The organism is Parageobacillus thermoglucosidasius (assembly GCF_001295365.1).
Classification (GTDB): domain Bacteria; phylum Bacillota; class Bacilli; order Bacillales; family Anoxybacillaceae; genus Parageobacillus; species Parageobacillus thermoglucosidasius.
The window spans coordinates 2,370,820-2,397,066 of record NZ_CP012712.1 but is presented as its reverse complement, the minus strand read 5'-3'; the positions used below and the strand labels follow the sequence as shown (position 1 = coordinate 2,397,066).

Annotated in this window: 28 protein-coding genes; 8 read left to right on the top strand and 20 right to left on the bottom strand. The window is 42.3% G+C overall.

Going from position 1 to position 26,247, the window contains the following annotated elements:
* Nucleotides 1-225 precede the first annotated feature (225 nt).
* Nucleotides 226-975 (top strand): type I methionyl aminopeptidase, encoded by a 750-nt coding sequence (gene map, locus AOT13_RS11760; protein ID WP_003250864.1) that lies wholly within the window; start codon nt 226-228, stop codon nt 973-975.
* Nucleotides 976-1,223: 248 nt separating this feature from the next.
* Here map and AOT13_RS11755 read toward each other — a convergent pair whose 3' ends face one another.
* Nucleotides 1,224-1,625 carry a secondary thiamine-phosphate synthase enzyme YjbQ gene (locus tag AOT13_RS11755; protein ID WP_003250866.1) on the bottom strand — a complete coding sequence of 134 codons (402 nt, stop codon included), beginning with the start codon at nt 1,623-1,625 and terminating at the stop codon, nt 1,224-1,226.
* Nucleotides 1,626-1,692: 67 nt separating this feature from the next.
* Between AOT13_RS11755 and AOT13_RS11750 the strand changes: the two genes are divergently transcribed.
* Nucleotides 1,693-2,616 carry an MBL fold metallo-hydrolase gene (locus AOT13_RS11750; RefSeq protein WP_003250868.1) on the top strand — a complete coding sequence of 308 codons (924 nt, stop codon included), beginning with the start codon at nt 1,693-1,695 and terminating at the stop codon, nt 2,614-2,616.
* A gap of 30 nt (nt 2,617-2,646) precedes the next feature.
* Here the strand turns inward: AOT13_RS11750 and AOT13_RS11745 are convergent, their stop codons facing one another.
* From AOT13_RS11745 to AOT13_RS11700, 10 genes are all read right to left on the bottom strand, one after another.
* Nucleotides 2,647-3,492 (bottom strand): TIGR03943 family putative permease subunit, encoded by an 846-nt coding sequence (locus tag AOT13_RS11745; RefSeq protein WP_042384825.1) that lies wholly within the window; start codon nt 3,490-3,492, stop codon nt 2,647-2,649.
* 15 nt (nt 3,493-3,507) lie between these two features.
* Nucleotides 3,508-4,374: a permease gene (locus tag AOT13_RS11740; protein WP_013400970.1), complete on the bottom strand. Its 867-nt coding sequence runs from the start codon at nt 4,372-4,374 to the stop codon at nt 3,508-3,510.
* Between the two features lie 134 nt (nt 4,375-4,508).
* Entirely contained in the window at nt 4,509-6,380 is a 1,872-nt protein-coding gene (locus tag AOT13_RS11735; RefSeq protein ID WP_003250874.1) for a PTS fructose transporter subunit IIABC, read from the bottom strand.
* 27 nt (nt 6,381-6,407) lie between these two features.
* Nucleotides 6,408-7,319, bottom strand: coding sequence for a 1-phosphofructokinase (gene pfkB, locus AOT13_RS11730; RefSeq protein ID WP_042384822.1), 912 nt, complete (start codon nt 7,317-7,319; stop codon nt 6,408-6,410).
* The gene (locus tag AOT13_RS11725) at nt 7,316-8,068 is read right to left on the bottom strand and encodes a DeoR/GlpR family DNA-binding transcription regulator (RefSeq protein ID WP_003250877.1); all 753 of its coding nucleotides are present in this window, start codon (nt 8,066-8,068) and stop codon (nt 7,316-7,318) included. Before AOT13_RS11725 ends, pfkB begins: the two co-directional genes overlap by 4 nt.
* Before the next feature lie 165 nt (nt 8,069-8,233).
* A complete protein-coding gene (locus AOT13_RS11720; protein ID WP_045844657.1) occupies nt 8,234-10,078 on the bottom strand; it encodes a diguanylate cyclase in 1,845 nt (614 codons plus the stop codon).
* Between the two features lie 183 nt (nt 10,079-10,261).
* Entirely contained in the window at nt 10,262-10,837 is a 576-nt protein-coding gene (locus AOT13_RS11715) for a DUF5317 domain-containing protein (RefSeq protein ID WP_003250882.1), read from the bottom strand.
* 270 nt (nt 10,838-11,107) lie between these two features.
* Complete coding sequence (locus tag AOT13_RS11710; RefSeq protein ID WP_013877013.1) at nt 11,108-11,269, bottom strand: FeoB-associated Cys-rich membrane protein; 162 nt, start codon at nt 11,267-11,269, stop codon at nt 11,108-11,110.
* 54 nt (nt 11,270-11,323) lie between these two features.
* On the bottom strand, nt 11,324-13,321 hold the full coding sequence (feoB, locus tag AOT13_RS11705) for a ferrous iron transport protein B (RefSeq protein ID WP_003250883.1): 1,998 nt from the start codon (nt 13,319-13,321) through the stop codon (nt 11,324-11,326).
* 3 nt (nt 13,322-13,324) lie between these two features.
* Nucleotides 13,325-13,546, bottom strand: a complete 222-nt coding sequence (locus AOT13_RS11700; RefSeq protein WP_013877014.1) for a FeoA family protein — start codon at nt 13,544-13,546, stop codon at nt 13,325-13,327.
* Between the two features lie 284 nt (nt 13,547-13,830).
* On the opposite strand from AOT13_RS11700, the gene AOT13_RS11695 reads away from it, so the two are divergent.
* Nucleotides 13,831-14,790: a bile acid:sodium symporter family protein gene (locus AOT13_RS11695; RefSeq protein ID WP_003250885.1), complete on the top strand. Its 960-nt coding sequence runs from the start codon at nt 13,831-13,833 to the stop codon at nt 14,788-14,790.
* Between the two features lie 30 nt (nt 14,791-14,820).
* Here the strand turns inward: AOT13_RS11695 and AOT13_RS11690 are convergent, their stop codons facing one another.
* Nucleotides 14,821-15,792 (bottom strand): endonuclease I family protein, encoded by a 972-nt coding sequence (locus AOT13_RS11690; RefSeq protein WP_003250886.1) that lies wholly within the window; start codon nt 15,790-15,792, stop codon nt 14,821-14,823.
* Between the two features lie 275 nt (nt 15,793-16,067).
* Here AOT13_RS11690 and AOT13_RS11685 point away from each other — a divergent pair, with 275 nt between their 5' ends.
* Nucleotides 16,068-16,460 (top strand): MaoC family dehydratase, encoded by a 393-nt coding sequence (locus tag AOT13_RS11685; RefSeq protein WP_003250887.1) that lies wholly within the window; start codon nt 16,068-16,070, stop codon nt 16,458-16,460.
* A gap of 20 nt (nt 16,461-16,480) precedes the next feature.
* On the opposite strand, the gene AOT13_RS11680 is transcribed toward AOT13_RS11685, so the two are convergent.
* Both AOT13_RS11680 and AOT13_RS11675 read right to left on the bottom strand, forming a co-directional pair.
* Entirely contained in the window at nt 16,481-17,326 is an 846-nt protein-coding gene (locus AOT13_RS11680) for a metallophosphoesterase (protein ID WP_003250888.1), read from the bottom strand.
* A 58-nt stretch (nt 17,327-17,384) separates the two neighbouring features.
* On the bottom strand, nt 17,385-17,960 hold the full coding sequence (locus tag AOT13_RS11675) for a YkoP family protein (protein WP_003250889.1): 576 nt from the start codon (nt 17,958-17,960) through the stop codon (nt 17,385-17,387).
* A gap of 153 nt (nt 17,961-18,113) precedes the next feature.
* Between AOT13_RS11675 and AOT13_RS11670 the strand changes: the two genes are divergently transcribed.
* Both AOT13_RS11670 and AOT13_RS11665 read left to right on the top strand, forming a co-directional pair.
* Nucleotides 18,114-19,235: an MGDG synthase family glycosyltransferase gene (locus AOT13_RS11670; protein WP_013877015.1), complete on the top strand. Its 1,122-nt coding sequence runs from the start codon at nt 18,114-18,116 to the stop codon at nt 19,233-19,235.
* 134 nt (nt 19,236-19,369) lie between these two features.
* Nucleotides 19,370-20,920, top strand: coding sequence for an IS1182 family transposase (locus AOT13_RS11665; RefSeq protein ID WP_013399800.1), 1,551 nt, complete (start codon nt 19,370-19,372; stop codon nt 20,918-20,920).
* A 127-nt stretch (nt 20,921-21,047) separates the two neighbouring features.
* Here AOT13_RS11665 and AOT13_RS11660 read toward each other — a convergent pair whose 3' ends face one another.
* The 6 genes from AOT13_RS11660 to AOT13_RS11635 form a co-directional block, all read right to left on the bottom strand.
* Nucleotides 21,048-21,761: a GntR family transcriptional regulator gene (locus AOT13_RS11660; protein ID WP_013400987.1), complete on the bottom strand. Its 714-nt coding sequence runs from the start codon at nt 21,759-21,761 to the stop codon at nt 21,048-21,050.
* Between the two features lie 109 nt (nt 21,762-21,870).
* On the bottom strand, nt 21,871-23,283 hold the full coding sequence (locus AOT13_RS11655) for a glycoside hydrolase family 1 protein (RefSeq protein WP_003250892.1): 1,413 nt from the start codon (nt 23,281-23,283) through the stop codon (nt 21,871-21,873).
* 15 nt (nt 23,284-23,298) lie between these two features.
* Nucleotides 23,299-24,609: a PTS cellobiose transporter subunit IIC gene (gene celB, locus AOT13_RS11650; RefSeq protein ID WP_003250893.1), complete on the bottom strand. Its 1,311-nt coding sequence runs from the start codon at nt 24,607-24,609 to the stop codon at nt 23,299-23,301.
* A gap of 14 nt (nt 24,610-24,623) precedes the next feature.
* A complete protein-coding gene (locus AOT13_RS11645; protein WP_003250894.1) occupies nt 24,624-24,956 on the bottom strand; it encodes a PTS sugar transporter subunit IIA in 333 nt (110 codons plus the stop codon).
* On the bottom strand, nt 24,956-25,267 hold the full coding sequence (locus AOT13_RS11640) for a PTS sugar transporter subunit IIB (protein ID WP_003250896.1): 312 nt from the start codon (nt 25,265-25,267) through the stop codon (nt 24,956-24,958). Before AOT13_RS11640 ends, AOT13_RS11645 begins: the two co-directional genes overlap by 1 nt.
* 182 nt (nt 25,268-25,449) lie before the next feature.
* Complete coding sequence (locus AOT13_RS11635) at nt 25,450-25,749, bottom strand: MerR family transcriptional regulator (protein ID WP_042385599.1); 300 nt, start codon at nt 25,747-25,749, stop codon at nt 25,450-25,452.
* 182 nt (nt 25,750-25,931) lie between these two features.
* Between AOT13_RS11635 and AOT13_RS11630 the strand changes: the two genes are divergently transcribed.
* Together AOT13_RS11630 and AOT13_RS20550 are read left to right on the top strand one after the other, a co-directional pair.
* Complete coding sequence (locus tag AOT13_RS11630) at nt 25,932-26,123, top strand: Fur-regulated basic protein FbpA (protein ID WP_013877016.1); 192 nt, start codon at nt 25,932-25,934, stop codon at nt 26,121-26,123.
* A complete protein-coding gene (locus AOT13_RS20550; protein WP_013877017.1) occupies nt 26,104-26,241 on the top strand; it encodes a hypothetical protein in 138 nt (45 codons plus the stop codon). Before AOT13_RS11630 ends, AOT13_RS20550 begins: the two co-directional genes overlap by 20 nt.
* The last annotated feature ends 6 nt before the right edge of the window (nt 26,242-26,247 follow it).

The following is a 26,247-nucleotide window of genomic DNA, read 5'->3' as shown; positions in this document are numbered from 1 at the left end:
TCCAAACTGCTTTGCATAACGGCCATCAGCAAACAAATTTATGAGTGGTGCAACTTTTTATTTACCATTTTATCGAAAAATTATAAAAATTATGAATTAAAATATCAGAATTGTCTTTCGTTTATCTTCATGCTGTTTTTTGTTACAATACACCATAGATCCGTCTCAGTACGGTACAATCCATTTCCATCGTTTCATATATATGAAGTGAAAAGGAGATTTTCCATGATTCATGTGAAAACAGAAAGAGAAATAAAATTAATGCACGAAGCAGGAAAGTTATTGGCAGCTTGCCATCAAGAAATCGCCCGGCTCATCAAACCGGGAATTACCACAATGGAGATCGACCGTTTTGTGGAAACATTTTTAGCAAAACACGGGGCCAAGCCGGAACAAAAAGGATATCGAGGCTATCCTTACGCGACATGCGCCTCCATCAATGATGAAATTTGCCACGGATTTCCGCGCAATGAGCCGCTAAAAGACGGGGATATCGTAACGATCGATTTTGTTGTAAACTTGCATGGGGCGCTTGCTGACTCCGCATGGACATATGCGGTCGGAAATGTCAGTGAAGAAGTGAAAAAGCTGCTTTATGTGACAGAACAATCTCTATATAAAGGGATTGAGCAAGCGGTGATTGGCAATCGCATTGGCGATATCGGCCATGCGATCCAAACATACGTCGAAGCAAATGGCTTTTCCGTCGTCCGCGATTTTACCGGACACGGAATTGGCCCGACGATTCACGAAGAACCGTATATTCCTCACTTTGGTGAAAAAGGGAAAGGGTTGCGGCTCAAAGAAGGAATGGTCATAACGATTGAACCGATGGTTAACGTTGGCGCATGGCAAAGCAAAATGGACAATAACGGCTGGACGGCAAGAACGGTCGATGGTTCTTATTCCGCACAATATGAACATACGATCGCGATTACGAAAAACGGCCCGCTTATTTTGACGGCGCTTTCCTAATCATTCACGAAAAAGACTAGCCATCGCTGTTTGGCTAGTCTTTTTCGCGGTTTATTAATTTTACATAATATTATTATAGTATATTTTCCATCGCTGTTTTCATAATGGTGCTGAAACAGCACATTGTTCGATTTTATTGTTTTTTGCCTTCTCGCCAGTCAGGGAAACGCCATTGGCAAACCGTTTTCTGCACCTTGAAGCTGAATCTTAAACTGCTTTGCGTTTATTCAGCAATAAACGTCCGCTGTTTACCCCTCGACAACTTTCACATAAAACGTCCGCCGGCGCGGGCCGTCGTATTCGCAAAAATAAATTCCTTGCCATCTTCCCAACAGAAGCTTGCCGTTTGTAATAATGACGTGCTGCGATGCACCGACTGTGCTTGCCTTCATATGCGCCGCTGTATTCCCTTCCATATGACGGTCAAGCGGATGTTCCCACGGGTACGTTTCATCAAAACGGCGCATCATATCCCGCTTCACATCAGGATCGGCGTTTTCGTTAATCGTAATTCCCGCGGTCGTATGCGGACAATAAACAATGGCGAATCCTTCTGTCACCCCCGATTGGCGGACCGTTTGTTCGACGAATGAAGTGATGTCCACCATTTCATCGCGCTTTGCCGTTTGGATCGTAAATGATTGCAGCATATTCCTTCACCACCAAGCAAAAATTTGTTACTTTATATTATAGCGCATGCAAAAAGGGTGAAAACAGATGAAGAGATACGAAAACTTAGACGGTGTTTCCACCACCAAAACGTTTGCCGATTTCCGCCGCTGGCAAAAGGAACGGAGAAGCAAAAAGAAAGACTTGTCCTATCAAGTTCCCCATGCCGACCCGCCGCAATATCCGCTTCTTCACACCAACCATGATCGGACATTGCTGTCTTGGGTCGGGCATTCTACGTTTGTCATTCAGCTAAACGGCATCACCATCGTCACCGATCCGGTATGGGCGACGCGCATGGGAACGGCCAAACGGCTTACGAAACCTGGCATTGCGCCGAATGAAATGCCTGAAGTCGATGTCGTGCTTATTTCTCATGGGCACTATGATCATTTGCATTTTCCGAGCATTCGCCAATTGAAAGGAACGCCACACATGTTCGTTCCTGTCGGGCTTGGCCGTTTATTCCGGCGAAAAGGGTATAAGCAAGTGACGGAGTTCGAATGGTGGGAAACACAATCATTTCACGGTGTCGCCTTTACATTTGTTCCCGCGCAGCATTGGACAAGACGGACATTATGGGATATGAATACATCCCACTGGGGCGGCTGGGTGATGCAGGCGAAAGAAAAACCGACGATCTATTTTGCCGGCGATAGCGGCTATTTCCGCGGCTTCCGCGAGATTGGCGAACGCTTTGCGGTCGATTATGCGCTTCTGCCGATCGGCGCGTATGAACCGGAATGGTTTATGGGGCCGCAGCACGTCACTCCCGAAGAAGCGGTACAAGCCTTTTTCGATTGCCAGGCAAACTACTTTGTTCCAATGCACTATGGTGCATTTCGCCTCGCCGACGACACGCCGAAAGAAGCGCTCGACCGTTTGCTTGCTGAATGGGAACGGCGCGGTTTGGAGGAAAGCAGATTAAAATGTTTAAAACTTGGTGAAGTGCTTGATTGTGATATACGTTAAAAAAGGAGCCTTGCCATTGGCTCCTTTTCCCTATTGGTCATACTTCCGAAATACGTACGGTTCTTTCGGTTTATCGATTTTATGCCATGATTTTACTTTAACATAAGGAATTGTCGCATTATACGGCTGATAATAAATGGTGGAGAGCTTTCCTTTCACATGAATCCACTCATCATTCGCTAAATGAGGATTACCGGGAAACTCTGTTAAAAGCCCGTACACTCCCGAATCAGCCACACAGTGGATAATGCCAAAGCGCAGAACAAACAGCTGCGTTTTTTTCGCCGTCTCATCATGATAGACAAACCCGGCAAATTCGATGTCCCGATCATCAAACTGGCCTGGGAATTGATAGATCGTTTCCATCGCACTTAAATAGTTTTCCTCATTCAATACGAGATGTGATGTTTTTGAAAATTTTTTCAGTTCTTTTCTTATCATGTCGTCATAGTCATCGGCTCCGTAATAAATGCTTGTATCTGGACGTAAAAATTGCCGTTGGACAAACGGGTCGTCGCTTTTTGTCGCGAACCCGCGTATATGAAAGCCTTTCGCTTTCACCATATCCGAATCAAGCGTCGCTACGGGAAGAAGCAGCGCGGAGGCGATTGGAAAAATAAATATCATATAATTGGCGATCCGTTTCCATCGCGCTTGTTCCTTATGATCGTGACAACATCCATCATCGTGGCAATGTTCATGTTTCTCTTTACGGCTGGCGAAAATAAGCTGGACGATGGTCAAAAAAGCGAATACAAAAATGGCGCTAAATGACAAATAAGAATAGCGCATATTAATATATTTGCTAATTTCCCCCGTAATATATAAATGAAAAAACAAAAACGAAAAACCAAGCAAAATATACATTCGCACCATGCGATTTCACCCCCTTTAAATGAACAACGAACCGATAAATACAAATATCGTAATATACATAATAAGCATAAGCACAAAACGGGTCTTAAACGACTGCAACAGCATCAACGTATTTTTGATATCCAGCATCGGTCCATATACAAGAAACGCTGCGAGCGCGCCAAACGGGAACATATTTTGAAACGACGAAGCAATAAACGCATCCGCTTCTGAACATAATGATAGCACAAAGGCAAGCGCCATCATGACAACAATGGAAGACACTTTTCCTTGGCCAACCGCAAGCAATGTTGATGTTTTCACATACGTTTGCATCACCGATGCAAAAAATGCGCCAATAATCAAATATTTGCCTGTCGTAAAGAACTCGTCAATCGTATGTTGCAATGTGCCAACCCATTTTTCTTTCCACGATTTCAGCAAAGCGGGATGAACGGTTTCTTCCTTTCGCAACTGGCTATCTTTATATTGCACGGATATGACAAAACCGATGATGACCGCGACGATACAAGCAAAAATAGACCGGTATAACACCATCGTCCAACTGCTTCCAAATGCAATATATGTCGAAAATAATACAACCGGATTAATGACAGGCCCCGTTAACATAAACGGAATTGCCGCATACAAAGGCACTCCTTTGGCTACTAATCTTCGGGTTATGGGAACGATCCCGCATTCGCAGGCAGGAAATAACGCCCCTATCAACGTTGCACAAATGACGGCCAACCCTTTATTTTTCGGCAGCCATTTTCTGACCATTTCTTCCGTAACAAACATTTGGATAATCCCTGAAATAAACACACCGAGTACAACAAACGGCAGCGCTTCTATTAAAATACTAATGAATATCGTATTGAGCTGAAGAAATGTCTTCACCATATCGATAAGCTCTCCTTTTCTAACATTACAACCGTTCATTGTACCATGAATAGCGCTTTTATTCATGAAATTTTCATGAGAATCTTCATTTTTATAAAAAAAGCTGAGCGACAATTCACGCTCAGCATGTTCTATTATTCTTCTACGTCTTTTTTCCACAGACCAACCATCAAGGCAGTAACGGCTGCGCCTATTAAAATCGCTAATACGTATAATAAAGGGTTCCCTTTGACAATCGGAATAACGAAAATTCCGCCGTGCGGAGCCGGAAGGCCGATTTTAAACAGCATCGTCAGCGCCCCGCTCACCGCCGAACCGGCAATAATCGATGGGATGACGCGCACAGGATCGGCTGCCGCGAACGGAATCGCCCCTTCTGTGATAAATGTCGCCCCCATGATATAACATGTCTTTCCAGCTTCACGTTCCGCCTTTGTAAATTTCTTTTTAAAGAATGTCGTTGCAAGCGCCAGCCCTAACGGCGGCACCATTCCTCCAGCCATGATCGCCGCGTGCGGAGCATAGTTGCCGGCATCAATCATCGCAATCCCAAACGTAAAGGCCGCTTTGTTAATCGGTCCGCCCATATCGACCGCCATCATGCCGCCAAGAATCGCGCCAAGCAAAACTAAGTTTGCCGTTCCCATATTTTCAAGCCAATGCTTCAGCGCTTCATTTAACGCTTTTACTGGATCGATGACAACATACATCATAATAATCCCTGTAATGAAAATGCCAAAAAGCGGATAAAGCAACACTGGTTTGATCCCCTCAAGCGACTGTGGCAAACGGCTGAATAGTTTTTTCAAGCCAACGACTAAATACCCGGCGAGAAATCCGGCGATTAATCCGCCTAAAAATCCAGCTCCGCCGTTTGCCGCCATGAAACCGCCTACCATTCCCGGCGCAAACCCCGGGCGATCGGCAATGCTCATCGCAATGAAACCGGCAAGCACCGGAATCATCAGCGCAAACGCGTTTCCGCCACCGATATCCATGAGCGCTTTCGCGATTGGATGATACGACGGATCTTTCGGATCAAACGCTTTAATGCCGAAGATAAACGATATCGCAATTAAAATACCGCCGCCGACAACGAACGGAAGCATGTTGGAAACTCCGTTCATTAAATGTTTATAAAATCCTGTGCGCGCTTTTCCTTCCATTGCTGCTTCTTTCGTGCCGCTTCCTTGATAAATCGGCGCATCTTGCCGGAGAGCTTGTTCAATTAACTCTTTTGGTTGGTGAATCGCTTGGGCAACCGGCACTTGAATGACATGTTTTCCCTTGAACCGTTCCATTTCCACTTGCTTATCTGCTGCGACAATGACGGCAACCGCATCTGCGATATCTTGTTCGGTCAACTTATTTTTCACACCGCTAGAACCGTTTGTTTCCACTTTTATTTCAACATCCATTTCCGCTGCCTTCGCCTTTAAAGCATCCGCCGCCATATACGTATGAGCGATTCCCGTCGGACAGGCGGTAACAGCAATCACTTTCTGGCGCTTCGCCGTTGAAGATGCCGCATGTTTTGTTTCTTGCGTTTCTTCTTCCTCTTTTTCTGCAATAAGCCGAATAATTTCCTCTTCGCTTGAAGCGCTTTCAACCCGTAAGCGGAAAGAGGAATCCATTAACATCGCCGATAAACGGGCAAGCGCTTCCAAATGTGTATTATCCGCTCCTTCCGGCGCCGCGATCATAAAAAACAAACGGCTTGGTTTACCATCAAGCGCATCATAATCAATGCCGCTGTCGGAACGGCCAAACGCTACGGCAGGCCGCTTTACCGCAGCTGTTTTCGCATGCGGAATGGCAATCCCATCGCCGACACCGGTCGTGCTTTGCGCTTCACGCGCAAAAATTGCTTCTTTAAACGCTTGTGCATCGCGCAATATTCCTGCTTCTTGCAATTTTGCGACAAGTTCATCAATCACTTCTTCTTTTGTTTTCGCTTGAAGATGAAGAATCATCGTCTCTTTTGTCAACAAATCGGTAATTTTCATCAAAATACCCCCTTTTTTCATATGTTGTTAGAAACTCATGATATTTACTTCATGCACCAGCTGTTCGACACAGTCTTTTGTGCATAAATCTTCGGAAAACGCCGTTGCGCTCCCAGATGCAACACTATAAGCAAACGCTTCTTCCACACTTTTTCCGCTTGTATATGCGGCAAGAAATCCCGCCACCATCGAATCGCCGGCACCAACGGAATTTTTTACCGTTCCTTTCGGCGCCTCGGCAAACAATGCCATTTCTTTATTAAAATAGAAAGCTCCATTTCCCGCCATCGAAACGATGACGTTTTCCACTCCCAATTCCACTAACCGGCGGCCATAAACGATAATCTCGTCTTTCGAATGAAGGCTTGTCTCAAATAATTCCGCTAATTCTTTATGGTTTGGTTTTGCCAAAAATGGTTTCCGCGCAAGCAGCTGTTTTAGCGCCGGGCCGCTTGTATCAACAACGACTTTTGCTTTTCTTTTTTTAGCTTCTTCAATGATTTGCTCGTAAATGTCCGGAGACGAAGAAGACGGCACACTTCCCGCAAGGACAACCACATCGTTTTCGGTTAAAGCTTGCATTTTTTTGATTAACGCTTCTTCATATTTCGGCTCAATCACCGGCCCTTGGCCGTTAATTTCCGTCTCTGTCCCCGACTTTAACTTCACATTAATGCGAGTATTTCCCGGCACTTCGACAAAATCGCAGGCAATGTTTTCGTTTTGCAATTGTTCGATAATAAATGAGCCGGTAAATCCGCCGATAAATCCTAACGCCGTGCTCTCTACACCGAGCCGCTTGAGCACACGCGAGACATTGATCCCTTTTCCGCCGGGGAATGTCAATGTTTTCACCGCACGATTTAACTCGCCAACGCGAAGTTCATCAACATGAACGATATAATCAACAGATGGGTTTAATGTACAGGTATAAATCATTTTGCCACAACCTCTACTGCTGTTTTTGCTTTGTATGGTTCCAGCCATTCTTCAGCCAATTCATCTGTAATCAACACCGCTTCGTGGAGTTCAGCAATTTTCGCGAATGCACTTTCATTAAGTTTAGAATGGTCAGCAAGCACATACGCCTTTTGGGATAATTGCATTGCTGTTTGTTTTACCATTGCCTCTTCCGGGTCGGGTGTTGTATATCCATATTCATAGTGAACGCCGTTTGCGCCGATAAAACATTTATCAAAGCTGTAGCTTTGCAATGCCTGCAGCGCACCGCGGCCAATAAGCGCTTTTGTTTTCTTTTTCACAAAGCCGCCGAGCAAATATGTCGGAATGTCGTATTCTAAAAGCATATCAAGATGCATAATACCGTTTGTCACAACAACGATATCTTTGCCATGCAGATGTGGAATCATTTCGAACGTCGTTGTCCCAGCGTCCAAATAAATGCAATCGCCGTTCTGCACAAGACTTGCCGCATATTCGGCAATCCGTTTCTTTTCTTGCCTATGTTTTGTTGATTTTTCCAAGACGCTTAATTCTTCCCGCTTCTTTTGCAGCAATGTTGCACCACCGTGAATGCGCCGCAATTTTTTCTCTTTTTCCAGCTGCGTTAAATCGCGGCGAATCGTTGACTCCGACGAATTGGTCGCCTCAACTAATTCTTGCAGCTTTACCACTTCTTTTTCTGCAAGAAGCTCCAATATAATGCGGTGGCGTTCCTCTGTGAGCAACGATCCCACCTCCTTGGATGGAAATGATTACTTTGTACCCTTATCATAAATGAAAACGATTTAAAAATCAATCATTTTCAATCAAAAACACTCAAAAAAAATCATATTTAGTCAAAAAACGTTCAAATTCAATCGTTTTTGCCAAAAAGAAAAGCCGCCCTTTTATCATTGGACAGCTTCGTTATCACGATATTTTTCCGCCTGTTCTTGATTTTGAACACGCGATAAGTATTTTTCTCGAATAAACTCTGTAAATAATCCAGCGTAAAAAGGATCGAACTGAGTGCCTGCGCAACGCATAATTTCGGATACTGCCTCTTCAAACGTTTTTGTGCGTTGGTATGGCCGTTCTGTCGTCATCGCATCAAACGAGTCAATAATACATAAAATACGAACAAGCTTTGGAATCTCTTCTCCTTTAAGTCCGTATGGATATCCCTTTCCATCATACCGTTCATGATGAAGTTCCACTAACGGAATTAAATCATCAAACTGTTTTTCCGCTGCTATGATTTCTTTTCCCCATGTTACATGTTTCTTCACAATTTCCCATTCATGCCGTTCCAATTTTCCTTCTTTATTTAAAATATCCCGTGGCACTTCGATTTTTCCAATATCATGAATTAACGCTCCTAAAACAAGCGTTTGTTTCTCATGATCGGTTAAATCAAGCATTTGGCTAAATTCGGAAGCATATTTGAATACCCGTTTACTATGACGATACGTATAAACGTCTTTGGATAAAAAAAATTTAACTTGCTGCTCAAGGGTATCCAGATTTTCTTTAAATTTTATTTCATCAAAGCAAATGTTATGTTCTTCATATATTTGTACATTATTTTTTCCTTGTGCTTTTGCGTAATAAAGCGCCTGGTCTGCTTTATGAATTAACTCACCGCTGTCATACATGCTTCGTTCCATCTCAGCAATCCCGCAAGAAAACGAAAGACAGCGGTAAGGAACATGCTCCACCCCAGAAAAGTACGTATCATTTATTTCTTTCCGCAATCGGTCTAAAAACGAAAACGCTTCTTCCTTTGTTGTGCCGGGCATTAAAATGGCAAACTCTTCGCCGCCATACCGCGCCGCTACAAAGTCTGTTCCGTCCACTGCTTTTTTAAGCAGCTCGCCAAAAAACTGCAGCAGCTTGTCCCCTTGCAGATGGCCGTTGCGGTCATTATATTTTTTAAAATCATCTAAATCTAATAAAGCGAGAGTAAACGGCTGTTTCAATTTTTTGGCATCACGAAACTGTTCATTCAACATCTCTTTAAAATAACCGTGATTATAAAGCCCTGTTAAATGATCCTTATTGGCCCGCTCTGATACTTCCTGATATAAATAAAGAAATTTACGAAACACCGCCGATAAAATGGCGACCAAAACAGTGAATAAAAACAGACCGAAATACCGCTTTTCATTTAATAAAATCGCTAAAACAAGTGATAGTAATAACGTAACGGAATAGCCAATAGCTGACTCTAATAAAACTCCTAAATCAAAAGTTCCTTTAAATATGCGATCAAAAAAGACAAAAAATAAAAACATTAAACAAATGTTTAAACTAAAATAGACGACCAAGCTAATCATATACGGAAGCAAATTTTGGGTGTTTATTTCACCAATATGCCCACCGGAAAACAAAAATGAATAATAGGCACCGACAATCATAATAGAATACATGGAAAAATTAAAAAGATGCTTCCACCAGGCCATTTTACGCTTGTAAAGAAATTCAACAACACTGCTAATAAGTAAAACATTCATCGCTAAATCAATGCCATGCAAAAACATCACTGCTAAATAAATCGACGAATCCATCGAAAACGAATTATCCTTTGGAGGAAGATGGATTAAAAACTTGTTTAATAAAATAATAGATCCAGACAGCATATAAATGAAAACCCAATCCTCTAGGGATTGAGCCATAAAGTTACTTTCTATTAAAAATATACCTAAACCTATCATTGCAATAATCATTAAGTATATTTTTGCATATTTGTTAATCATTATAATGATCACTCACATTTTTTACAAAATTTCAAGGAGAAGTTGTTAAATACACTTCTCCTGCATCTAAAATATCAGCTACCAATTTTATATCCAGATGTCAGCGCAACAATAACTGAACCTATAATAAATAGATTAATAAGTATTTGTTTTACTTTCACTCTCATATTACTCACCTCCCCTTTATTTACTTACAGGAACGGTAGAGCGTTCTTTGCTCGCTGTGTTCAGCATAAGATGCTGGATAAAGAAAAACGCTCCGACATTGATGATAACATCGCCAATGCTGATGACTTGCTGACGCGGATATGGCGGTGACAGCGGAATAATATCACCAAGAAACGGCAACAGCGTCTCTGACGTAATCGCTTGATGTTTGCCGTATACTCCCGTCTGCAATGCATCGACGTACTCACGGCCGAGAACTTGTGCTGCCTCAACCGACACAGGCATCCTTCCGCCGTTTACAGCCATAACAATAAAATTTAATAGAACTCCCGCAAAAATAACGATAAATCCAGGCTGCTTTCGGTTAATCCAGAGAAAAAGAAGACCAACCGCATATACGATCAGAAATAACGTGTTGCTTAGCTTAGCAACAATCGCGACTTTATCTTGCAAGGCAAAAATAGCGAACTGCACCACCAACAATAATGGAAACAACCATCCCCCGCGCAACTTCATATGCGCAAGACCTTTCAAACTTCCTCCACGAAAAAAACCGATCACAAGCGATAATAAAATGCCATCATAGACCATTATGTTTTCTCCTCATCATTGCCTACACAGACGATTTATGTTTTCATAACCAATTTCTTCTATAATTCATTAATATCGATTTTTTTCGACAATGTAAATAGTCCTTTCCGACTATTTTCAGTTATTTTTTTCTATTTCCTCTAAAATTCACGGTTATTAGATGCTCTTTCCAGCAACATTCAACATTTTGGTTAACTGACCTTTACTTTTACAAATTTGCCAGTATAAAAACAAGGATCCTCTATCCATTTATAGAGAATCCTTGTATATTTATATATCGTTTTCTTGTTTGTAAGGCATGCAAGCATCTTGGCAATGATCAGCAAGAGAGCAGCTAGCGCATTTTCCTTTTGAACTTTTCTTAATGTGGCGGACAAGCATCCACCCGGCATAACCAAAAATCACGCCACCGATCACTATATTCGCAATCATCGCTTTCGCCTCTTTTTCCAAAAACTTTAAGTTTTCTTTTTTCGATGATAGTAATCAAAATCCTAGCAATCTTCCGCCTTGATAAATCGCGAAAGAGACCACGTATGCAATGCTTAACGCGCAACCGATTGAAAGCAACGTCCATTTTCGCGATCCCGTTTCTTTGCGAATGGTCGCAACAGTTGCTAAACAAGGGACATAAAGAAGAACAAACGTCATAAAGCTAAGCGCAGATAACGGCGTAAAATATTGCGCCAATTCCCCTTGCAACAAATCCATATCTTTTGCATGATAAATAATATTCATCGTCGAAACAACGACTTCTTTTGCTAAAAATCCCGTTATCAACGACGCGCCAGCCTGCCATGTTCCAAAACCGAGCGGCGCTAAAATCGGCGCAATCACACTGCCTATCACTGCGAGAAAACTATCATCCATGGAAACACCAATTCCTTTTGGTCCAACATATGTCAATAACCAAATCACAACAGACCCAGCGAAAATAAACGTGCCTGCTTTCCGCACAAATCCTTTTCCTTTATCCCATGTGCTTCGCCACAACGTCAACGCTTGCGGCATGCGGTACGGCGGCAGCTCAATGACGAAAACCGAGCTTTCATCTCTTAATAAAGTGGTCGAAAACAGCTTGGCAAGGCCAAGTGCAACAACAATCCCTAACACATATAAGAAAAACACGACCATTGCTTGATTTTTTGCGAAAAATATCCCAGCAAACAGCGCATATACCGGCAAACGCGCCGAACATGACATAAACGGCAGCAACAAAATCGTCAGCAACCGTTCTTTTGGCTGTTCAATCGTCCGTGCTGCCATGACACCCGGAACGTTGCAACCAAATCCGATAATCATCGGAATAAACGCTTTTCCATTTAAACCAATCGCCTCCATAAACCGGTCCATGACCATCGCAACACGCGCCATATATCCGGAATCCTCTAACAAAGAAATGAAAAAGAACAAAATAAAAATTTGTGGCACAAATACAAGCACCCCGCCAACGCCAGAAACAATTCCGTTAAGCACAAGCTCCTCAATGAATGGAGATGCACCGATAAGCGACAACAGTTTGGATAGCCAATCCGTTAATGGACCGGAAAAAAACTGGTCGAGCAAATCGGCAAGCGGTGAGCCAAGCCAGTCAAATGTTAACATAAACATGATATACATAAATAATAAGAAAATCGGCAAGCCCAAATATTTATTGGTTACAATGGCATCCACTTTTTCTGTCAGCGTGAGCGGCTTTTGCTTCATCGTCACCGTTGATGTTTCGATGACTTTCGCAATCCATTGATCGCGCACTTCATGCATGTGCTCTGCCAAAGCGCGCCCAAGCGTTTGCCGGACATTGTCACGAATCAATATAAGCGGGGCAACATCGAAATATGTTTGCAAATACGCATAAACCCGTTCATTTCCTTCTAAAAATTGCAATGCAAGCCATCGTTTTGACACCGGTACATCATCTGGGAGTTGTTCAGCTATTTTTTGCACAGCCGCTTCCACATCCCGACCGTAATCGAGCGAAAAAGAAGGCCTGCTTTGTTCTTCTGTCAGTGACAAAATGGTGCGAACGAGCTCTTTTGTCCCTTTTCCCGTCCGCGCGATAACCGGAATCACAGGAACGCCAATGCATTGCGAAAGTTTTTCCGCATCTACTTTAACCCCGCGTTTTTCTGCCACATCAATCATATTCAAGGCTATGATCAGCGGTTTGCCAAATTCAAGCAGCTGAACGGTCAAATGCAAATTCCGTTTTAATTGGGAAGCGTCCACGATATTGACAATCGCAGAAAAAGACTCCGTTAATAAAAATTCGGTCGCCACTCCTTCATCCCGGGAAAGCGGTTGCAATGAATAAATCCCCGGAAGGTCAACGATCGGAACATCGTGATGGCGCAATATGCCAATCTTTTTCTCTACTGTTACTCCGCTCCAGTTTCCGACATATTCGTATGATCCCGTTAAATTATTAAACAATGAAGTTTTCCCGGTATTTGGATTGCCAAATAACGCAATATATGATGCCATCGATTATTTCACCCCAATACAAGCCGCCTCTTTGCGCCGAAGACAAATATACTGTCCATCTACTTCTACCATTAACGGGCCGCCAAATGGCATGACGCATTTCACACAAACTTTTTCCCCTTCATGCATGCCCATATGAATGAGACGCTGTTTCACCACTTCATTTGTTACTCCTAAATGGGTTATCACCGCTTGTTGCCCTTGTTGCAGATCAGTAAGAACCATCTTAAACTCCCCCAAATAACAATGATTCTTTTTATCAATGAAATGTTAGAAGGAATGCTTCTTGCCTTTTGAATACAAAAAAACAATAATGATTATTTTTCTCAATAAACATCATATCACATTTTGAAATTTTGAAAGTGATTTTTGTCACATTCATCATATTATTTCATCATTTATTCATAAAATTTTCATGATTTATTAAAATATTCATTTTATATAGTTGAACTTTTCAAAATAATCGATATAATATTCTCACGCATATTCACTCAGCAGGAGGAAAAAACATGGAAAAATTAGTGAAAATCAGCAGTTTTGTTGGAAACACCTTTGCCATCTGGGTAATATTATTTGCCGCTTTTGCTTTTTATTCTCCAAAAACTTTTACATGGATCGCTCCATACATTGTCCCATTGCTTGGCATCGTTATGTTTGGCATGGGGCTTACACTGTCGGTCAATGACTTTAAGGAAGTGTTGAAACGGCCAAAAGAAGTGCTGATCGGTGTCGCCGCCCAATTTCTGATCATGCCGCTTCTCGCCTTTTTGCTTGCTCATTATTTGCCAGTGCCGCGGGAAGTGGCTCTCGGCATTATCCTTGTCGGCTGCTGTCCGGGCGGAACAGCGTCTAACGTAATGACATATTTGGCAAAAGGGGATACGGCGCTTTCTGTCGCTGTGACGTCTGTTTCAACGATACTTGCGCCAATTTTAACACCGTCGCTTATTTTGCTGCTTGCCGGAAAATGGTTGTCCGTCTCTGCCGCCTCTTTATTTTGGTCGATTGTGAAAGTTGTTCTTATCCCGATTATTCTTGGATTAATTGCACAATCGATTTTTCAAAAACAAGTAAAAGCATGTGTCCAAATTCTCCCACTCGTTTCTGTGATCGCGATTGTCGCCATTGTCGCAGCAGTTGTCGGACAAAACCAACAAGCGATTGCAAAAAGCGGGATCGAAATTTTCTTGATTGTCGTCGCCCACAACGGACTTGGATTATTGCTTGGCTATTGGTTTGCCAAACTATTTCGCTTATCAGTGCCAAAACAAAAAGCGATTTCGATCGAAGTCGGCATGCAAAACTCCGGCCTTGGCGCAGCGTTAGCAACCGCCCATTTTTCGCCGCTTGCCGCCGTTCCAAGCGCCATTTTCAGCGTATGGCATAACATTTCCGGGCCTATTGTTGCCACCTATTTTCGCAAAAAGGGAGAGAAACAAGAAGCGAACGAGCCGACTATTCCAGCATAAAAAACTGGTTTCCGTTGGGAACCAGTTTTTTTATCGCGGCAATGGAAAGATGATTCGTTCCGCAAGCACCGGGATATCAATGAACGGATTGCGGTTTCCTTGAATAAGAAAAATAGCGCGATTGCGGTGCTTTTCGTAAATCGTTGCCGGAAATTGCTGATGCCAGCGAACGAGAAGCGGGATGTCAATTTTGCGGCGAAACGCTTTTGCAATGGCGTTTGGATAGCGAAGCAAAAAATACATCATCGCTCTTGCCACCGTTCCTTTTCCGTACTCTGGCTCGAAATAGCCATTTCGCGCAACACCACAGCGGTTTTGGATCTTTTCTTCCGGTGACTCCGGCTGATAAAACAGAAAATCTGCGTACGGAAAATTCGAACGCAACGTATTGCATTCAGGCTGGCAAACAAAGAGATGGTGCAAATCTCCTTTCATCGGCTCTCTCGCTCCGAACCATGATTGCGGAACGACATGCTCGGCGTTAAACTTCCATTGCTGCTCGATTTTTTGTACTTTTCTTATCTCCATCTTTTTCCATTCTCTTGCTTTTTTTAATAATTTTCGAAATTCATCGTGGCGTTTTTTCATCGTCTCGTAATCTTGAATAATTAATATCTTCGGATCTTTCCGCTCTCCCGAATAGATGCTTCTTACCGACCCATCCGGATGCAAATCGACCCATGTATACAAATATTCATCTTTGCTGAAAAAGTAGGGCAGCCGCCGTTTGTGCGTCCGCGAAACAAGTTCATGATATCGCCGAAATAGCATAAGCCCGTCGCCATCAAGAGGCATATGCCGATAATATCGCTTCATCGCCCGCACGTCTTCTTGTTCATTGTAATACACGTCCAAATGGGCTCTGATGTTTTGCTGATGCTCTTGCAAAATGGCTAATTGCTCTTGCCGGTCGTCCCCCTGCCATTGCTGGAGTTCTTCCATCCGTCTCTGTATCTCCACCGTTACTTCACCTTGCTTCTTTTTGTTTCCTTTTATGTACATTTTACCATGTCCGTTTTTGCGTTGTTATCCAAAAAATAACGCTCTCCCTTTCATTGCTTAAAAAAGCTGTAATAAAACACGGCGATAATGAAACGGAACGCTTTTTACATAGGCAATATACGGCTGCACAACAATGTTTTAAACAAGCATGGACAATAACGCACTTGTCTGTGCCGCTGGTTTATTTTATGGCAACAATATTATTCTATTTATATTATTAAGAAAATTAAGTAAAATATAAAGAAAGGGTATGAATAAAGAAAGGGGTATTAAAAATGAATTTAAAACCTGGGGATGTATTTACTTGGCAGCGCACGTTCACAGAAGAAGAAACATCGCAATTCGCCCACCTTTCTGGTGATATGGGAAGGCATCATATGGTGCATGACGAGCAAGGACGGCTGATGGTGCACGGGTTATTTACCGCTAGCATCGGCACAAAAATCGGGGGTGATTTAAACTATATCGCCAGAGAAATGAACTTCGAATTCATCCGCCCTGTATTTACTGGAGATACCATCACATGCGAATTAACGATTACCGAAGTAACTCCAATGGATAGATACAAAAAGATTGCTATGAAAACGGTTTACCGGAACCAACATGGAAAAGAAGTATTAATTGGAACAAGCAAAGGAATTATCAAAGACGAAGCACGCTCTTCATAAAAAAGAAGGACTGCCTCCGTTTAGACAGCCTTCTCCGCTTCGTGTTGATGCAATGGCGTTAATGACAATGTGTGAAGCGTAATTTCTGGCTTTGTCCCAACACGGATATTTACTCCCGTTTGCCCGAGTCCTTCACTAATATAAAACGGCTTGCCGTCAAGTTCATGGTAGCCTTTAATCATGTTCATCCGCACTAATCTTCCCATTTTCACGAGATGATACGGCTTCGGCCAATGAATTTGCCCGCCGTGAAAATGGCCGGAAAGCAAATAATCAAAATGATAATGGCACATATGCAAAACGATATTCGGATCGTGCGTCAGCACAAGATTGAAACCATTTTTTATATGTGCATATGCTTTTTCCAAGTCGCTGCGTCCTGTGCAAAAGTCATCGATGCCGATGATATTGACGGTTTTTCCTTTCACCGACATCGTTTTCGCTTCATTTTGCAAAACGGTGCACCCGTGTTCCGCCAACATTGTCTTTAAAGCATGGAATTGCTCTTCTTTCAGCACATAATCATGGTTGCCGAACACGACATAAATGCCATATGCCGGATTTAGCTTTTGCAATACCGTCAAGTACGGGGCCAGCTTTGGAATGCTTTTTTCCCGATCAAGCAAATCCCCGGTTAATGCGATCAAATCAATTTGTTCATGTTTTAATTTCCTATATAAATAGTCAGGGGAAATCGATAAGTTTTCCAAATGAAGGTCCGACAAATGCAAAATACGGATGGCATCTTCGTCGTTTCCGCTACAGCGCACTTCTACTTTATGAAAAACCGCTTCGTGCGTATTGCGGTGCGCTTTATAGATAAATAGCATAAAAATGATCACAATGATGGCAAAAACAAATATCATCAGTCTCTCCTCCCTCTTTACCATTATAAGTAAGCGGGAAGAGAGAAAGAAGAGGGAGTTAATGGATGGGCTGGTAATCGTACAATGTTAACAACTTCTCTTTTGACATAAATAAATATTTAGGAGGCCGCCGGACTGGGGAAAAACAAAGCTGTGAAATCGCAATCATAGGCATCATCACGGCTGTTTTGAACCATTTGTAGAACGGATTAACAATCGAAAACGTTTCAAAGCCTAACCGCTCGCATCCTTTATTTAACATCGTAATTCCTATAATTCCTTTTATTTCAGAAAACTGCTCATGATTACGTATATAATTGGCAATATAGGGAAGTCCCGCTTTCACTTGTTCAAAAATATAACGCCCTTTTTTAATTTCGCTATCTAAATGAAGAAGCTCGCGAATTAAGCGAACATTATGCAAATGAATCTTGACCAGCAGATCGTTTTTTTGAATTTTTGTGCCGTCCGAGAGCACGACTTCCCTTCCTTTATATTTCGTCACACGAACGCGGAAAACCGGGCGGCAACGGCCCCATGTATCCCCAACGTACTCAAGCCGCGAACAGGCATAATAAATCGGGTCAAATGCTCCCCAAACCGCCAAAGCGCACTGTCTTGCTTTTTCTTTCATATGCTCCCCTCTTTCGTTCATCGCGTATTTACATTTACATTGTGAGACATTTGCCAGCAGTTTATAAATGGATAAAAAAGGAGATGAGCAAAGTGGATAAAATTCTACCCTTGACATATACTTGGTAATAACTTCATCGATTAGGTGATCGACATGAAAACGGTGTTGTTTCTTCCTTTGCTGCAAATTCCATCCGGGCATCATCAAGTGGCAGACGCATTGAAAGAAGATTTATTAGCGATGGCCCCGCAATGGCAATGCCATAAAGTTGAGCTGCTATCATCGCGGTTAGGACAAGCGGAAAAACTTATCTCTTCTGTTTACTTACAATGGATTCGCCATTTTCCCAAGACATACAGCATATTGTATGATCAAGCGGTAATCCGCCAAAAAAAGGCGCATCTATCATTCCGGTATTACGAATTTCTTTTTCGCCGTCACATAAAAAATGTCGTCCAACGCATACAGCCCGATCTCATTGTTTGCACACACGCCCTTCCTTCCTATTTATTAAATAAGCTCAAATTAAACAAAGAAATCGCCAATCCAGTCGTCAACGTATATACCGATTATTTCATTCATCATTTATGGGGAATCGAAGCGATCGATTACCATTTCGTCGGCCATCCTTACATGAAAACACAGCTTTTGGAAAAAGGAATCCCAGAAAGCCGCGTTTTTGTGACAGGCATTCCGGTTCATCCGCATATCACGATAAGCAGGCAAAAAAAGCGGGCGGTCCGCTCCCGCTACATTGGTCTTATATCAGGCGGCAGTTTAGGAATCGGCGCATTCGCCGCGTTGATAAAAAGAATTTCTCCTGACGATCCGATCGATTATTACATTCTTTGCGGAAAAAACGAACAAATGTACAAACAGCTAAACAGCGAAAACCATCCGCGCCTCATCCCGCTTCCATATATTTCGTCGCGCAAAGAGATGGACGCGCTTTATGATCAAGCGGATTTTATTTTAACTAAACCGGGCGGTGCAACGCTTAGCGAGTGCTTATATAAAAAATTGCCCATTTTTATTTATGATATGCTTCCAGGGCAAGAAGAAATGAATTTTCGCATATTGAAGCAGTTTCAGCTCGCCTTCGATTTTCTGAATTGGAAAGATGTCTCGAATATTGCCGATAAGCTGCTTCCTGTTCTTCGCTCTCCGCAAATCGCACACTATTTCAACAAAGTCGAGGAATACCACCGCCAGCTTTCCCCGGAACGCCCGGCAATGCTGCTTTACTCGAAGCTTAACGACGATCCGTCTCAATAAAAAAGAGGATGTCCCAAAAGTGTTCGCATAGCGTTCGCTTTTGGGGCACTTTTTTGGGCAAAAAAAGAAGAAAACCGTTCCTTTTTTGGTATAATAGAGTCACCACAACCCTACCAAGAAAGGACGGTTTTCTTATGTACATTTATTATAACCGAGATCAACTCATTTTGCCAATGGATCTTGAAATTCTCATTCCCAAACATCATCTTTGCCGGATCGTGGATCTAGCCGTGGAAAAAATGGATCCAGCTCTGCTCGTTTCCCTCTATCCCGGCGGAGGCCGCCCAGCCTATCATCCGAAAATGATGTTGAAAGTCATCCTGTATGCCTACGCCAATCGGATCTATTCCTCTCGCCAAATCGCCAAGCAATTGAAAGAAAACATTTATTTTATGTGGCTATCCGGCCATCAAACACCGGATTTCCGCACCATCAACCGATTTCGGTCGGAACGGATGAAGGACATCATTTACGAAACGTTTTTCTCCATTGTCGATCTTCTGCGTCAAGAAGGGTTGGTCAAACTAGAGGATTACTTTCTGGATGGAACGAAAATCGAGGCCAGCGCCAACAAGTACACGTTCGTTTGGCGCAAATCAACGGAAAAGTACGATCAGAAGTTGGAGGAGAAATTCCGGAAAATCGTAGCCTCGATCGAACAGGTGGTAAAAGAGGATGAAGAGTCGGAACAAGAAGGAGATTTTCAAGAAAAGCTGGAAGCTTCACCGATCACGTCTGAAAAGATCGAAGCCGTGATCGAACAAGTGGAAGAACATCTAAAGAAAGAGCCGAAGAATCGCACGTTAAAGAAAGCAAAACAGCAATTGGAACAAGACATTCTCCCCCGTAAGAAAAAATATGAAGAATACAAAAAAGTGTTAGGCGAACGAAACAGTTTTTCGAAAACGGACCCCGATGCGACGTTTATGCGGATGAAAGACGACCATATGAAAAACGGCCAGCTCAAACCGGGATATAATGTGCAGATAGGGACAGAGAACCAATTCATCACTGGATTTAGCGTGCATCAACGGGCGGGGGATGCCGGATGCTTCATTCCACATTTGGAGCAATTGGCCGCCTATGGGCGTCCCATGCCTAAACGAGCGATTGCGGATTCCGCCTATGGGAGTGAGGAGAACTACACGTACTGCGAGAAAAAGCAGATCGTCGCGCTGATCAAGTACAACACATTGGACCGGGAACAAACGAAAGCGTGGGCGAAAGAGATCGGCCGAATCGAGAACATGACGTACGATGAGGAATTGGATGAGTGGATTTGCGCGAAAGGGGAACGGCTGGTGTTTGTGTATAAACGGAAGGAAACGACCGACAACGGGTACGTCATCGTCAAACGGACGTATCGTTGTACAGCATGTGCCGGATGCCCGTTTCAAGCAGCATGTGCCAAAGGCAAAGACACGAAAACCATCCGCGTTTCCTTGAAAAATCAACAACAACGGCAAGAAATCCGGAAACGGCTGTCCACGGAAGAAGGGGCGACGACATATCGAAGACGGCAAATCGAAAACGAGCCGGTGTTTGGGCAAATCAAGCATAATCAGCAATTTCATCGGTTTTCATTGAGAGGCCTCCCAAAAATTACCTTGGAGTGGGGTCTAGTTTGTGCTGCCCACAATTTGAGAAAGTGGGCCACAACGACCGACCCAACAAGGAAAAAATAGGATAAAATTCGGAAATAAGGAGAAATTCCTGCCTCAAAAAAGGAATAAATAACCAAATGGTAAGAAAAAGAAACAGAGGCTACTCTCAAAAGGTCGTCTAAACCGACCTTTTGAGACAGCCTCTTTTTTATCGTCGGATATTTACCGTCACAAATACAAATTTATCATAACGATGCCGGGAAAACGAGTATTCAAACGGAATCCCGTTATTCAAAAATCCGACTTGTTCTAATTCCAACACTGGGTCATCCGGCGCGCATTGCAAGTACATTTGGTCAAGTTCATTCGGCTTTGCCGCGCGAATTTTGCGGTGTGAACCGGCAATCGTTAACCCCAGCTCATTGGTAATATAATTGTAAATCGAAGAATGAAGCACTTGTTCATTTAATCCTGTAATTAAATTTGTCGGCATATAGGTGCGTTCAATGACGTACGGTTCATCATCGACATTGCGGAGACGAATCAGATGGTAAACCGGCGTGTTTGTATCAATGCACAAATGTGTGGCTACATCCTCCGGCGGAAACAACACTTCAAACGTAATGATTTTGCTCGTTACTTTTCTTCCTTTTAATAAATTGGTCAATCCAAGCGTCTCGTTGCTAGCGACATTCACTTGGCCATCCAATATGGCGGATTTGACAATAAATGTTCCGTGCCCCCGTTTGCGATAGAGCAGGCCTTCCGACACAAGCACATCTAATGCGCGCTTAACCGTCATGCGACTACAGCCGAATTCTTTGGCTAACGAATGTTCATCGGGAATCGGTTCGTCCGGGGAATATATTCCTTCTTTGATTCGTTTGCGAATTTCGTTCGAAATTTGTTCATACTTTGGCATTACCGTCATCCTTTATCCACATTTTTCATTTTTATTGTAATTTTTCTTTTACTTTTACACAATATGTGAGAAAAAAGAGGTTATCCCAAAAGAAGGGATAACCAGTCCATTAAAAACCGTTGTTCTCCACAAGTGTTTTAAACCAATATCCGCTCTTTTTAATTGTGCGTTTTCTATTGTTTTCAAGATCCACCGCCACTAATCCGTAGCGATTTTTATAGGCATTTGTCCAAGACCAGTTATCCATAAACGTCCATACGTGGTAGCCTTTAACGTTCGCTCCTTCTTGGATTGCTTTATGCACCCATTTTAAATGTTCGCGAATAAATTCAATTCGATAATCGTCATGAATCATTCCGTCTTCATCGCGGAACCGTTCTTCTCCTTCGACGCCCATGCCGTTTTCCGAAATAAAGCATTCGATATTCCCGTAATTTTCTTTTACATTCATTAAAATGTCGTAAATTCCTTTTTCATAAATTTCCCACCCGCGGTGAGGATTCATTTTTCTTCCCGGCATCGCATAATAGTCAAAAAAGCGATCCGGCATAAATGGAGCTTCTGGATTCGGAAGATGTTCTTTCGTTTTTACACGGCGCGGTTGATAATAGTTAATCCCAAGAATATCGACAGTATTTTCTTTAATGAGCTTTTGATCTCCTTCTTTGGTTACTGGCAAATATCCATATTCTCGCAAAAGGTCAACAAGGTCTTGCGGATACTCGCCTTTTACCGCCGGATCTAAGAAGCTGCGGTTGAAAAATAAATCAGCTATATGTGCTGCTTTGACATCAGCAGGATGGCTGCTCCGGGGATAAGAAGGAGTTAAATTTAAAATAATGCCGATTTTTCCATCTGGAATGTTCATTTGTTTAAATACTTGTACTGCTTTCGCATGGGCGATGATCGTATGATAAGCCACTTGTACAGCCCGTTGGAAATCAATGATATTCGGATAATGGAAGTCGTATAAATACCCTCCTTCAACTGGGACAATCGGTTCATTATGTGTAAACCATTTTTTCACACGGTCACCAAACAATTCAAAACAAATCTTTGCATAGCGGGCATACGCATCGACCACATCCCGGCTTTCCCATCCCCCAAGTTCTTGCATGGCCAGCGGCATATCAAAATGGAACAACGTCACAAATGGTTCAATCTCATTTTCTAACAATTCATTAATGACATTGTTGTAAAATTGCACCGCGGTTGGATTGACATCGCCAATGCCGCCGGGGATAAGCCGCGACCAAGAAATCGACAAACGGAACGAATTATGGCCTATTTCTTTCATTAATGCAATATCTTCTTTGTAACGGTGATAAAAATCGGATGTAACGGAAGGGCCAACACCGTTAAAGAAGCGGTTTGGCTCTTTTTCATACCAATAATCCCATATATTCGGGCCTTTTCCTCCTTCATTTGCCGCCCCTTCAATTTGCGTGGCAGATGTGGCGCTTCCCCACCAAAATCCGTCTGGAAAGCGATAAAGGATCTCTTGCTTTGTTTGTTGCTTCATGATTTCCACCTCGTTTTATGACGCATTCTTTGCTGTTTCTTCTTCTCTTTCTTTTTGTAAGTTCATCCGATCAATAAATTTTAAGAACGGGAACCATATAATAAGAACAATCGCAAAGTTTACTAACTGCAAAATTCCCCCTGCCAGCGAATTCGTCGCCATTATTCCGTTAATAAAAATCGGCACTGTCCATGGAACCGCCACCCCTGTCGGAGGAGGAACAAGACCGGAAGACATCGCTAAATAAGTGACAAATGTTACGACCATTGGCGAAATAATCCATGGAACAATAATGAGCGGATTCATCACAACAGGCAAACCGAAAATAATCGGCTCATTTACGTTAAAAATTCCTGGCCCGATCCCCAATTTCGCGACTTGTTTCATTTGCTTGCTTTTCATAAAGAAAAGAATGGCAAAAATAACAGCAAGGGTCATTCCCGTTCCACCCATACCAACCGTATACACTTCAATAAACTGTTTGCTAATTACATGCGGGACTTCCCCGGTTTTCGTATATGCATTTAAGTTTTCTAAAGATAACGTATTCCAAATTGGATCCATCACGGAATTAATGATAATTTGCCCGTGCAACCCAAAAAACCATAAAATTTGTGTCACGAAAATCGCGATAAGCGTTGGAATAATGCCGCTTCCTAAACCAACTAACGGCGCTTGTACCGCATTATAAATGACATCATGCATGTTTGTATGGAATAATTGTGTTACAATCATATTAGCAACCAAAAAAACTGTGAGTGTCACCACCGCGGGAATAAGGGCCGCAAACGATTTTGCCACGGCTGGTGGCACTCCAGCTGGCATTTTAATCGTTATATTTTTTTGCACGATTTTCCGGTAAATCTCCGCGGCAACAAACGCGGTGAGCATTCCAAGAAACATTCCTTTTGCCCCTAAACGATCAAGAGGGATGACGCCTTGCACCGCTTCTTTTCCTTCTACATTTAAAACAAATGGCGTTAAAATGAAGAAGGAAGCGAGTGCAATCGCACCTCCAAAAATTCCTTCCACTTCATAACTTTTCGATAAATAATAACCGATACCGAATACAACGAAAATCGTCATAACTCCCATTGTCGAGTTTGGAGCTACGTTTAAAATTTCCCGCAATGTATTTAAACTACCCTCGCTCATGACTTTATCAAGAAACGGCAAGTTCGCAATAACAACCGCAATCGATCCGAAAATGGTAAGCGGAAACGCTAACATAAACGCATCACGTAACACTTGTAAATAGCGGCTGTTATTCAACTTTCCAGCAATAGGAACCAATATTTTACTTAACTTTTCAAAAGTTTGGTTCATGAAACGAACCCCCTTTATAAATTTCTCTCTTTAAATAATTCGAGCATCTCTTTTACTAACTCTTTCATGGACAATGTCGACATTAAATGGTCTTCCGCATGCATTAATAACAACGTTAACTCGGTATTTTGACCGCCCGCTTCCTTTTGAATCATTTGAAAGTGAATATCATGCGCCAAACTTAAGTCCTTTTCAGCTTCTTCTATCAGCTTGCTGGCAACCTCTTTGTTTCCGGCACGATATTCCCGGAGGGATTGAATGACTTTGCTTCGTGCATTTCCACTATGCAAAATGAGCTGAAACGCAATTTGTTCATTCGTTAACTGCTGAAGATCGATTTTTTCCATTATTTTTCCCCCATTAATTTCAACGCTTGTTCATACGCTTTTTTTCCATCTGCCATCCCATATGCCACCATATCAATCACATCTACTTTAATTCCGTATTTTTCCGCTTCTTTTTGAAGCTCACTTTTTAAAAAGCTCATTTGCGGGCCAATTAAAACAACATCCGCTTTCTCCATTTCTTTTTTCGCTTGATCTTGTCCTACCGCCCAAATCTCTGCTTCTTCCCCAATCGATTTTGCATACTCCTGCATTTTTGCTACCAACAAACTTGTAGACATCCCTGAGCTGCAAGCTAAAAGAATCCGTTTCATTATGATGCAACCTCCTTTATGTTCGTTAATGATACCGTTTACATTTTAAATTATATATACAAATATAAAAAATGTCTAGTCATTTATAAAAATTAATTCTATTTTTCTATAGATATTGTATATATATTTTTTATAAATTGACCAAAAAATATCCCTCTCCTTGAAAAAGGAGGGGGATGTTTTTATGAACGAAACCGGAAATGGGCATTCATCTGTCCTTTTAACATTTTTTCCCGAATCTCTTTTGTCATTTCGCGCCGGATTTCCTGCGTCGGAACACCTTCTTCGCGTTTATCGGCAATTTCCATTAATTGTTCCACATCAGCGAATGAATATTTTCGGATCCCTTTCGATCGGTCCGGAAAAATGAGTTTGCGTTCCTCATAATATCGGATTTGGCGCTGGGATAGCCCCGTTAACTCACTAACAATGCCAATAGAGATGACTTTTTTGAATTTGTATGAATCGTCCTTATTTGTCATATCTTTCACCTCTATAAATGTTATTTTTTATAACATAATTATATCGTTTTTCTTTAATTAATGGTTATTATTGTTAGGTAATTTAACATATTTTCTATTTCTTTGTAAGAAAAATTAACAGGATAAATGAGAAATAAATCAAAGCATCATATACTTAAAAGTAGAATGAAGGAGGGGGAAAGATGGGGAAACTTCTGCGGACGGCAATTACTAAACAAAAACAATTTTACATTTACAAGCTTCTGCAAACCGGTTTGTTTCCCGACGCCAGCGTACTTCAACAATGGACAGTCCGCGAACTGCGGCATGAATATGAACAGCATCCATTACAAAAAAACAGAGGTGGTCAGCGAAATGGATCCGAAAGCTTTTGAACTAGCCAAGCGAATCGTGGAACTTGATTTGCAGCGTGACGCCATTTTCGAGCAGCTTATTCAATTAATTGGCGACCGCGCTTATGAAGTATTAAGAGCTGTGCAAAACCGGATATAATTGCGG

Bases quoted from the DNA above. Each gene is read 5' to 3' on its own strand.
- AOT13_RS11735 (WP_003250874.1), bottom strand. From the start codon at position 6,380: ATGAAAATTACCGATTTGTTGACAAAAGAGACGATGATTCTTCATCTT.
- map (WP_003250864.1), top strand. From the start codon at position 226: ATGATTCATGTGAAAACAGAAAGAGAAATAAAATTAATGCACGAAGCA.
- AOT13_RS11755 (WP_003250866.1), bottom strand. From the start codon at position 1,625: ATGCTGCAATCATTTACGATCCAAACGGCAAAGCGCGATGAAATGGTG.
- pfkB (WP_042384822.1), bottom strand. From the start codon at position 7,319: ATGATTTATACCTGTACATTAAACCCATCTGTTGATTATATCGTTCAT.
- AOT13_RS11685 (WP_003250887.1), top strand. From the start codon at position 16,068: ATGAATTTAAAACCTGGGGATGTATTTACTTGGCAGCGCACGTTCACA.
- AOT13_RS11680 (WP_003250888.1), bottom strand. From the start codon at position 17,326: ATGATATTTGTTTTTGCCATCATTGTGATCATTTTTATGCTATTTATC.
- AOT13_RS11715 (WP_003250882.1), bottom strand. From the start codon at position 10,837: ATGGTCTATGATGGCATTTTATTATCGCTTGTGATCGGTTTTTTTCGT.
- AOT13_RS11710 (WP_013877013.1), bottom strand. From the start codon at position 11,269: ATGATTGCGAATATAGTGATCGGTGGCGTGATTTTTGGTTATGCCGGG.
- AOT13_RS11655 (WP_003250892.1), bottom strand. From the start codon at position 23,283: ATGAAGCAACAAACAAAGCAAGAGATCCTTTATCGCTTTCCAGACGGA.
- AOT13_RS11675 (WP_003250889.1), bottom strand. From the start codon at position 17,960: ATGAAAGAAAAAGCAAGACAGTGCGCTTTGGCGGTTTGGGGAGCATTT.
- AOT13_RS11630 (WP_013877016.1), top strand. From the start codon at position 25,932: ATGGGGAAACTTCTGCGGACGGCAATTACTAAACAAAAACAATTTTAC.
- AOT13_RS11640 (WP_003250896.1), bottom strand. From the start codon at position 25,267: ATGAAACGGATTCTTTTAGCTTGCAGCTCAGGGATGTCTACAAGTTTG.
- AOT13_RS11690 (WP_003250886.1), bottom strand. From the start codon at position 15,792: ATGTACATAAAAGGAAACAAAAAGAAGCAAGGTGAAGTAACGGTGGAG.
- AOT13_RS11660 (WP_013400987.1), bottom strand. From the start codon at position 21,761: ATGCCAAAGTATGAACAAATTTCGAACGAAATTCGCAAACGAATCAAA.
- feoB (WP_003250883.1), bottom strand. From the start codon at position 13,321: ATGGCATCATATATTGCGTTATTTGGCAATCCAAATACCGGGAAAACT.
- AOT13_RS11720 (WP_045844657.1), bottom strand. From the start codon at position 10,078: ATGATTAACAAATATGCAAAAATATACTTAATGATTATTGCAATGATA.
- AOT13_RS20550 (WP_013877017.1), top strand. From the start codon at position 26,104: ATGGATCCGAAAGCTTTTGAACTAGCCAAGCGAATCGTGGAACTTGAT.
- AOT13_RS11670 (WP_013877015.1), top strand. From the start codon at position 18,114: ATGAAAACGGTGTTGTTTCTTCCTTTGCTGCAAATTCCATCCGGGCAT.
- AOT13_RS11700 (WP_013877014.1), bottom strand. From the start codon at position 13,546: ATGGTTCTTACTGATCTGCAACAAGGGCAACAAGCGGTGATAACCCAT.
- celB (WP_003250893.1), bottom strand. From the start codon at position 24,609: ATGAACCAAACTTTTGAAAAGTTAAGTAAAATATTGGTTCCTATTGCT.
- AOT13_RS11645 (WP_003250894.1), bottom strand. From the start codon at position 24,956: ATGGAAAAAATCGATCTTCAGCAGTTAACGAATGAACAAATTGCGTTT.
- AOT13_RS11665 (WP_013399800.1), top strand. From the start codon at position 19,370: ATGTACATTTATTATAACCGAGATCAACTCATTTTGCCAATGGATCTT.
- AOT13_RS11745 (WP_042384825.1), bottom strand. From the start codon at position 3,492: ATGGTGCGAATGTATATTTTGCTTGGTTTTTCGTTTTTGTTTTTTCAT.
- AOT13_RS11695 (WP_003250885.1), top strand. From the start codon at position 13,831: ATGGAAAAATTAGTGAAAATCAGCAGTTTTGTTGGAAACACCTTTGCC.
- AOT13_RS11740 (WP_013400970.1), bottom strand. From the start codon at position 4,374: ATGGTGAAGACATTTCTTCAGCTCAATACGATATTCATTAGTATTTTA.
- AOT13_RS11750 (WP_003250868.1), top strand. From the start codon at position 1,693: ATGAAGAGATACGAAAACTTAGACGGTGTTTCCACCACCAAAACGTTT.
- AOT13_RS11635 (WP_042385599.1), bottom strand. From the start codon at position 25,749: ATGACAAATAAGGACGATTCATACAAATTCAAAAAAGTCATCTCTATT.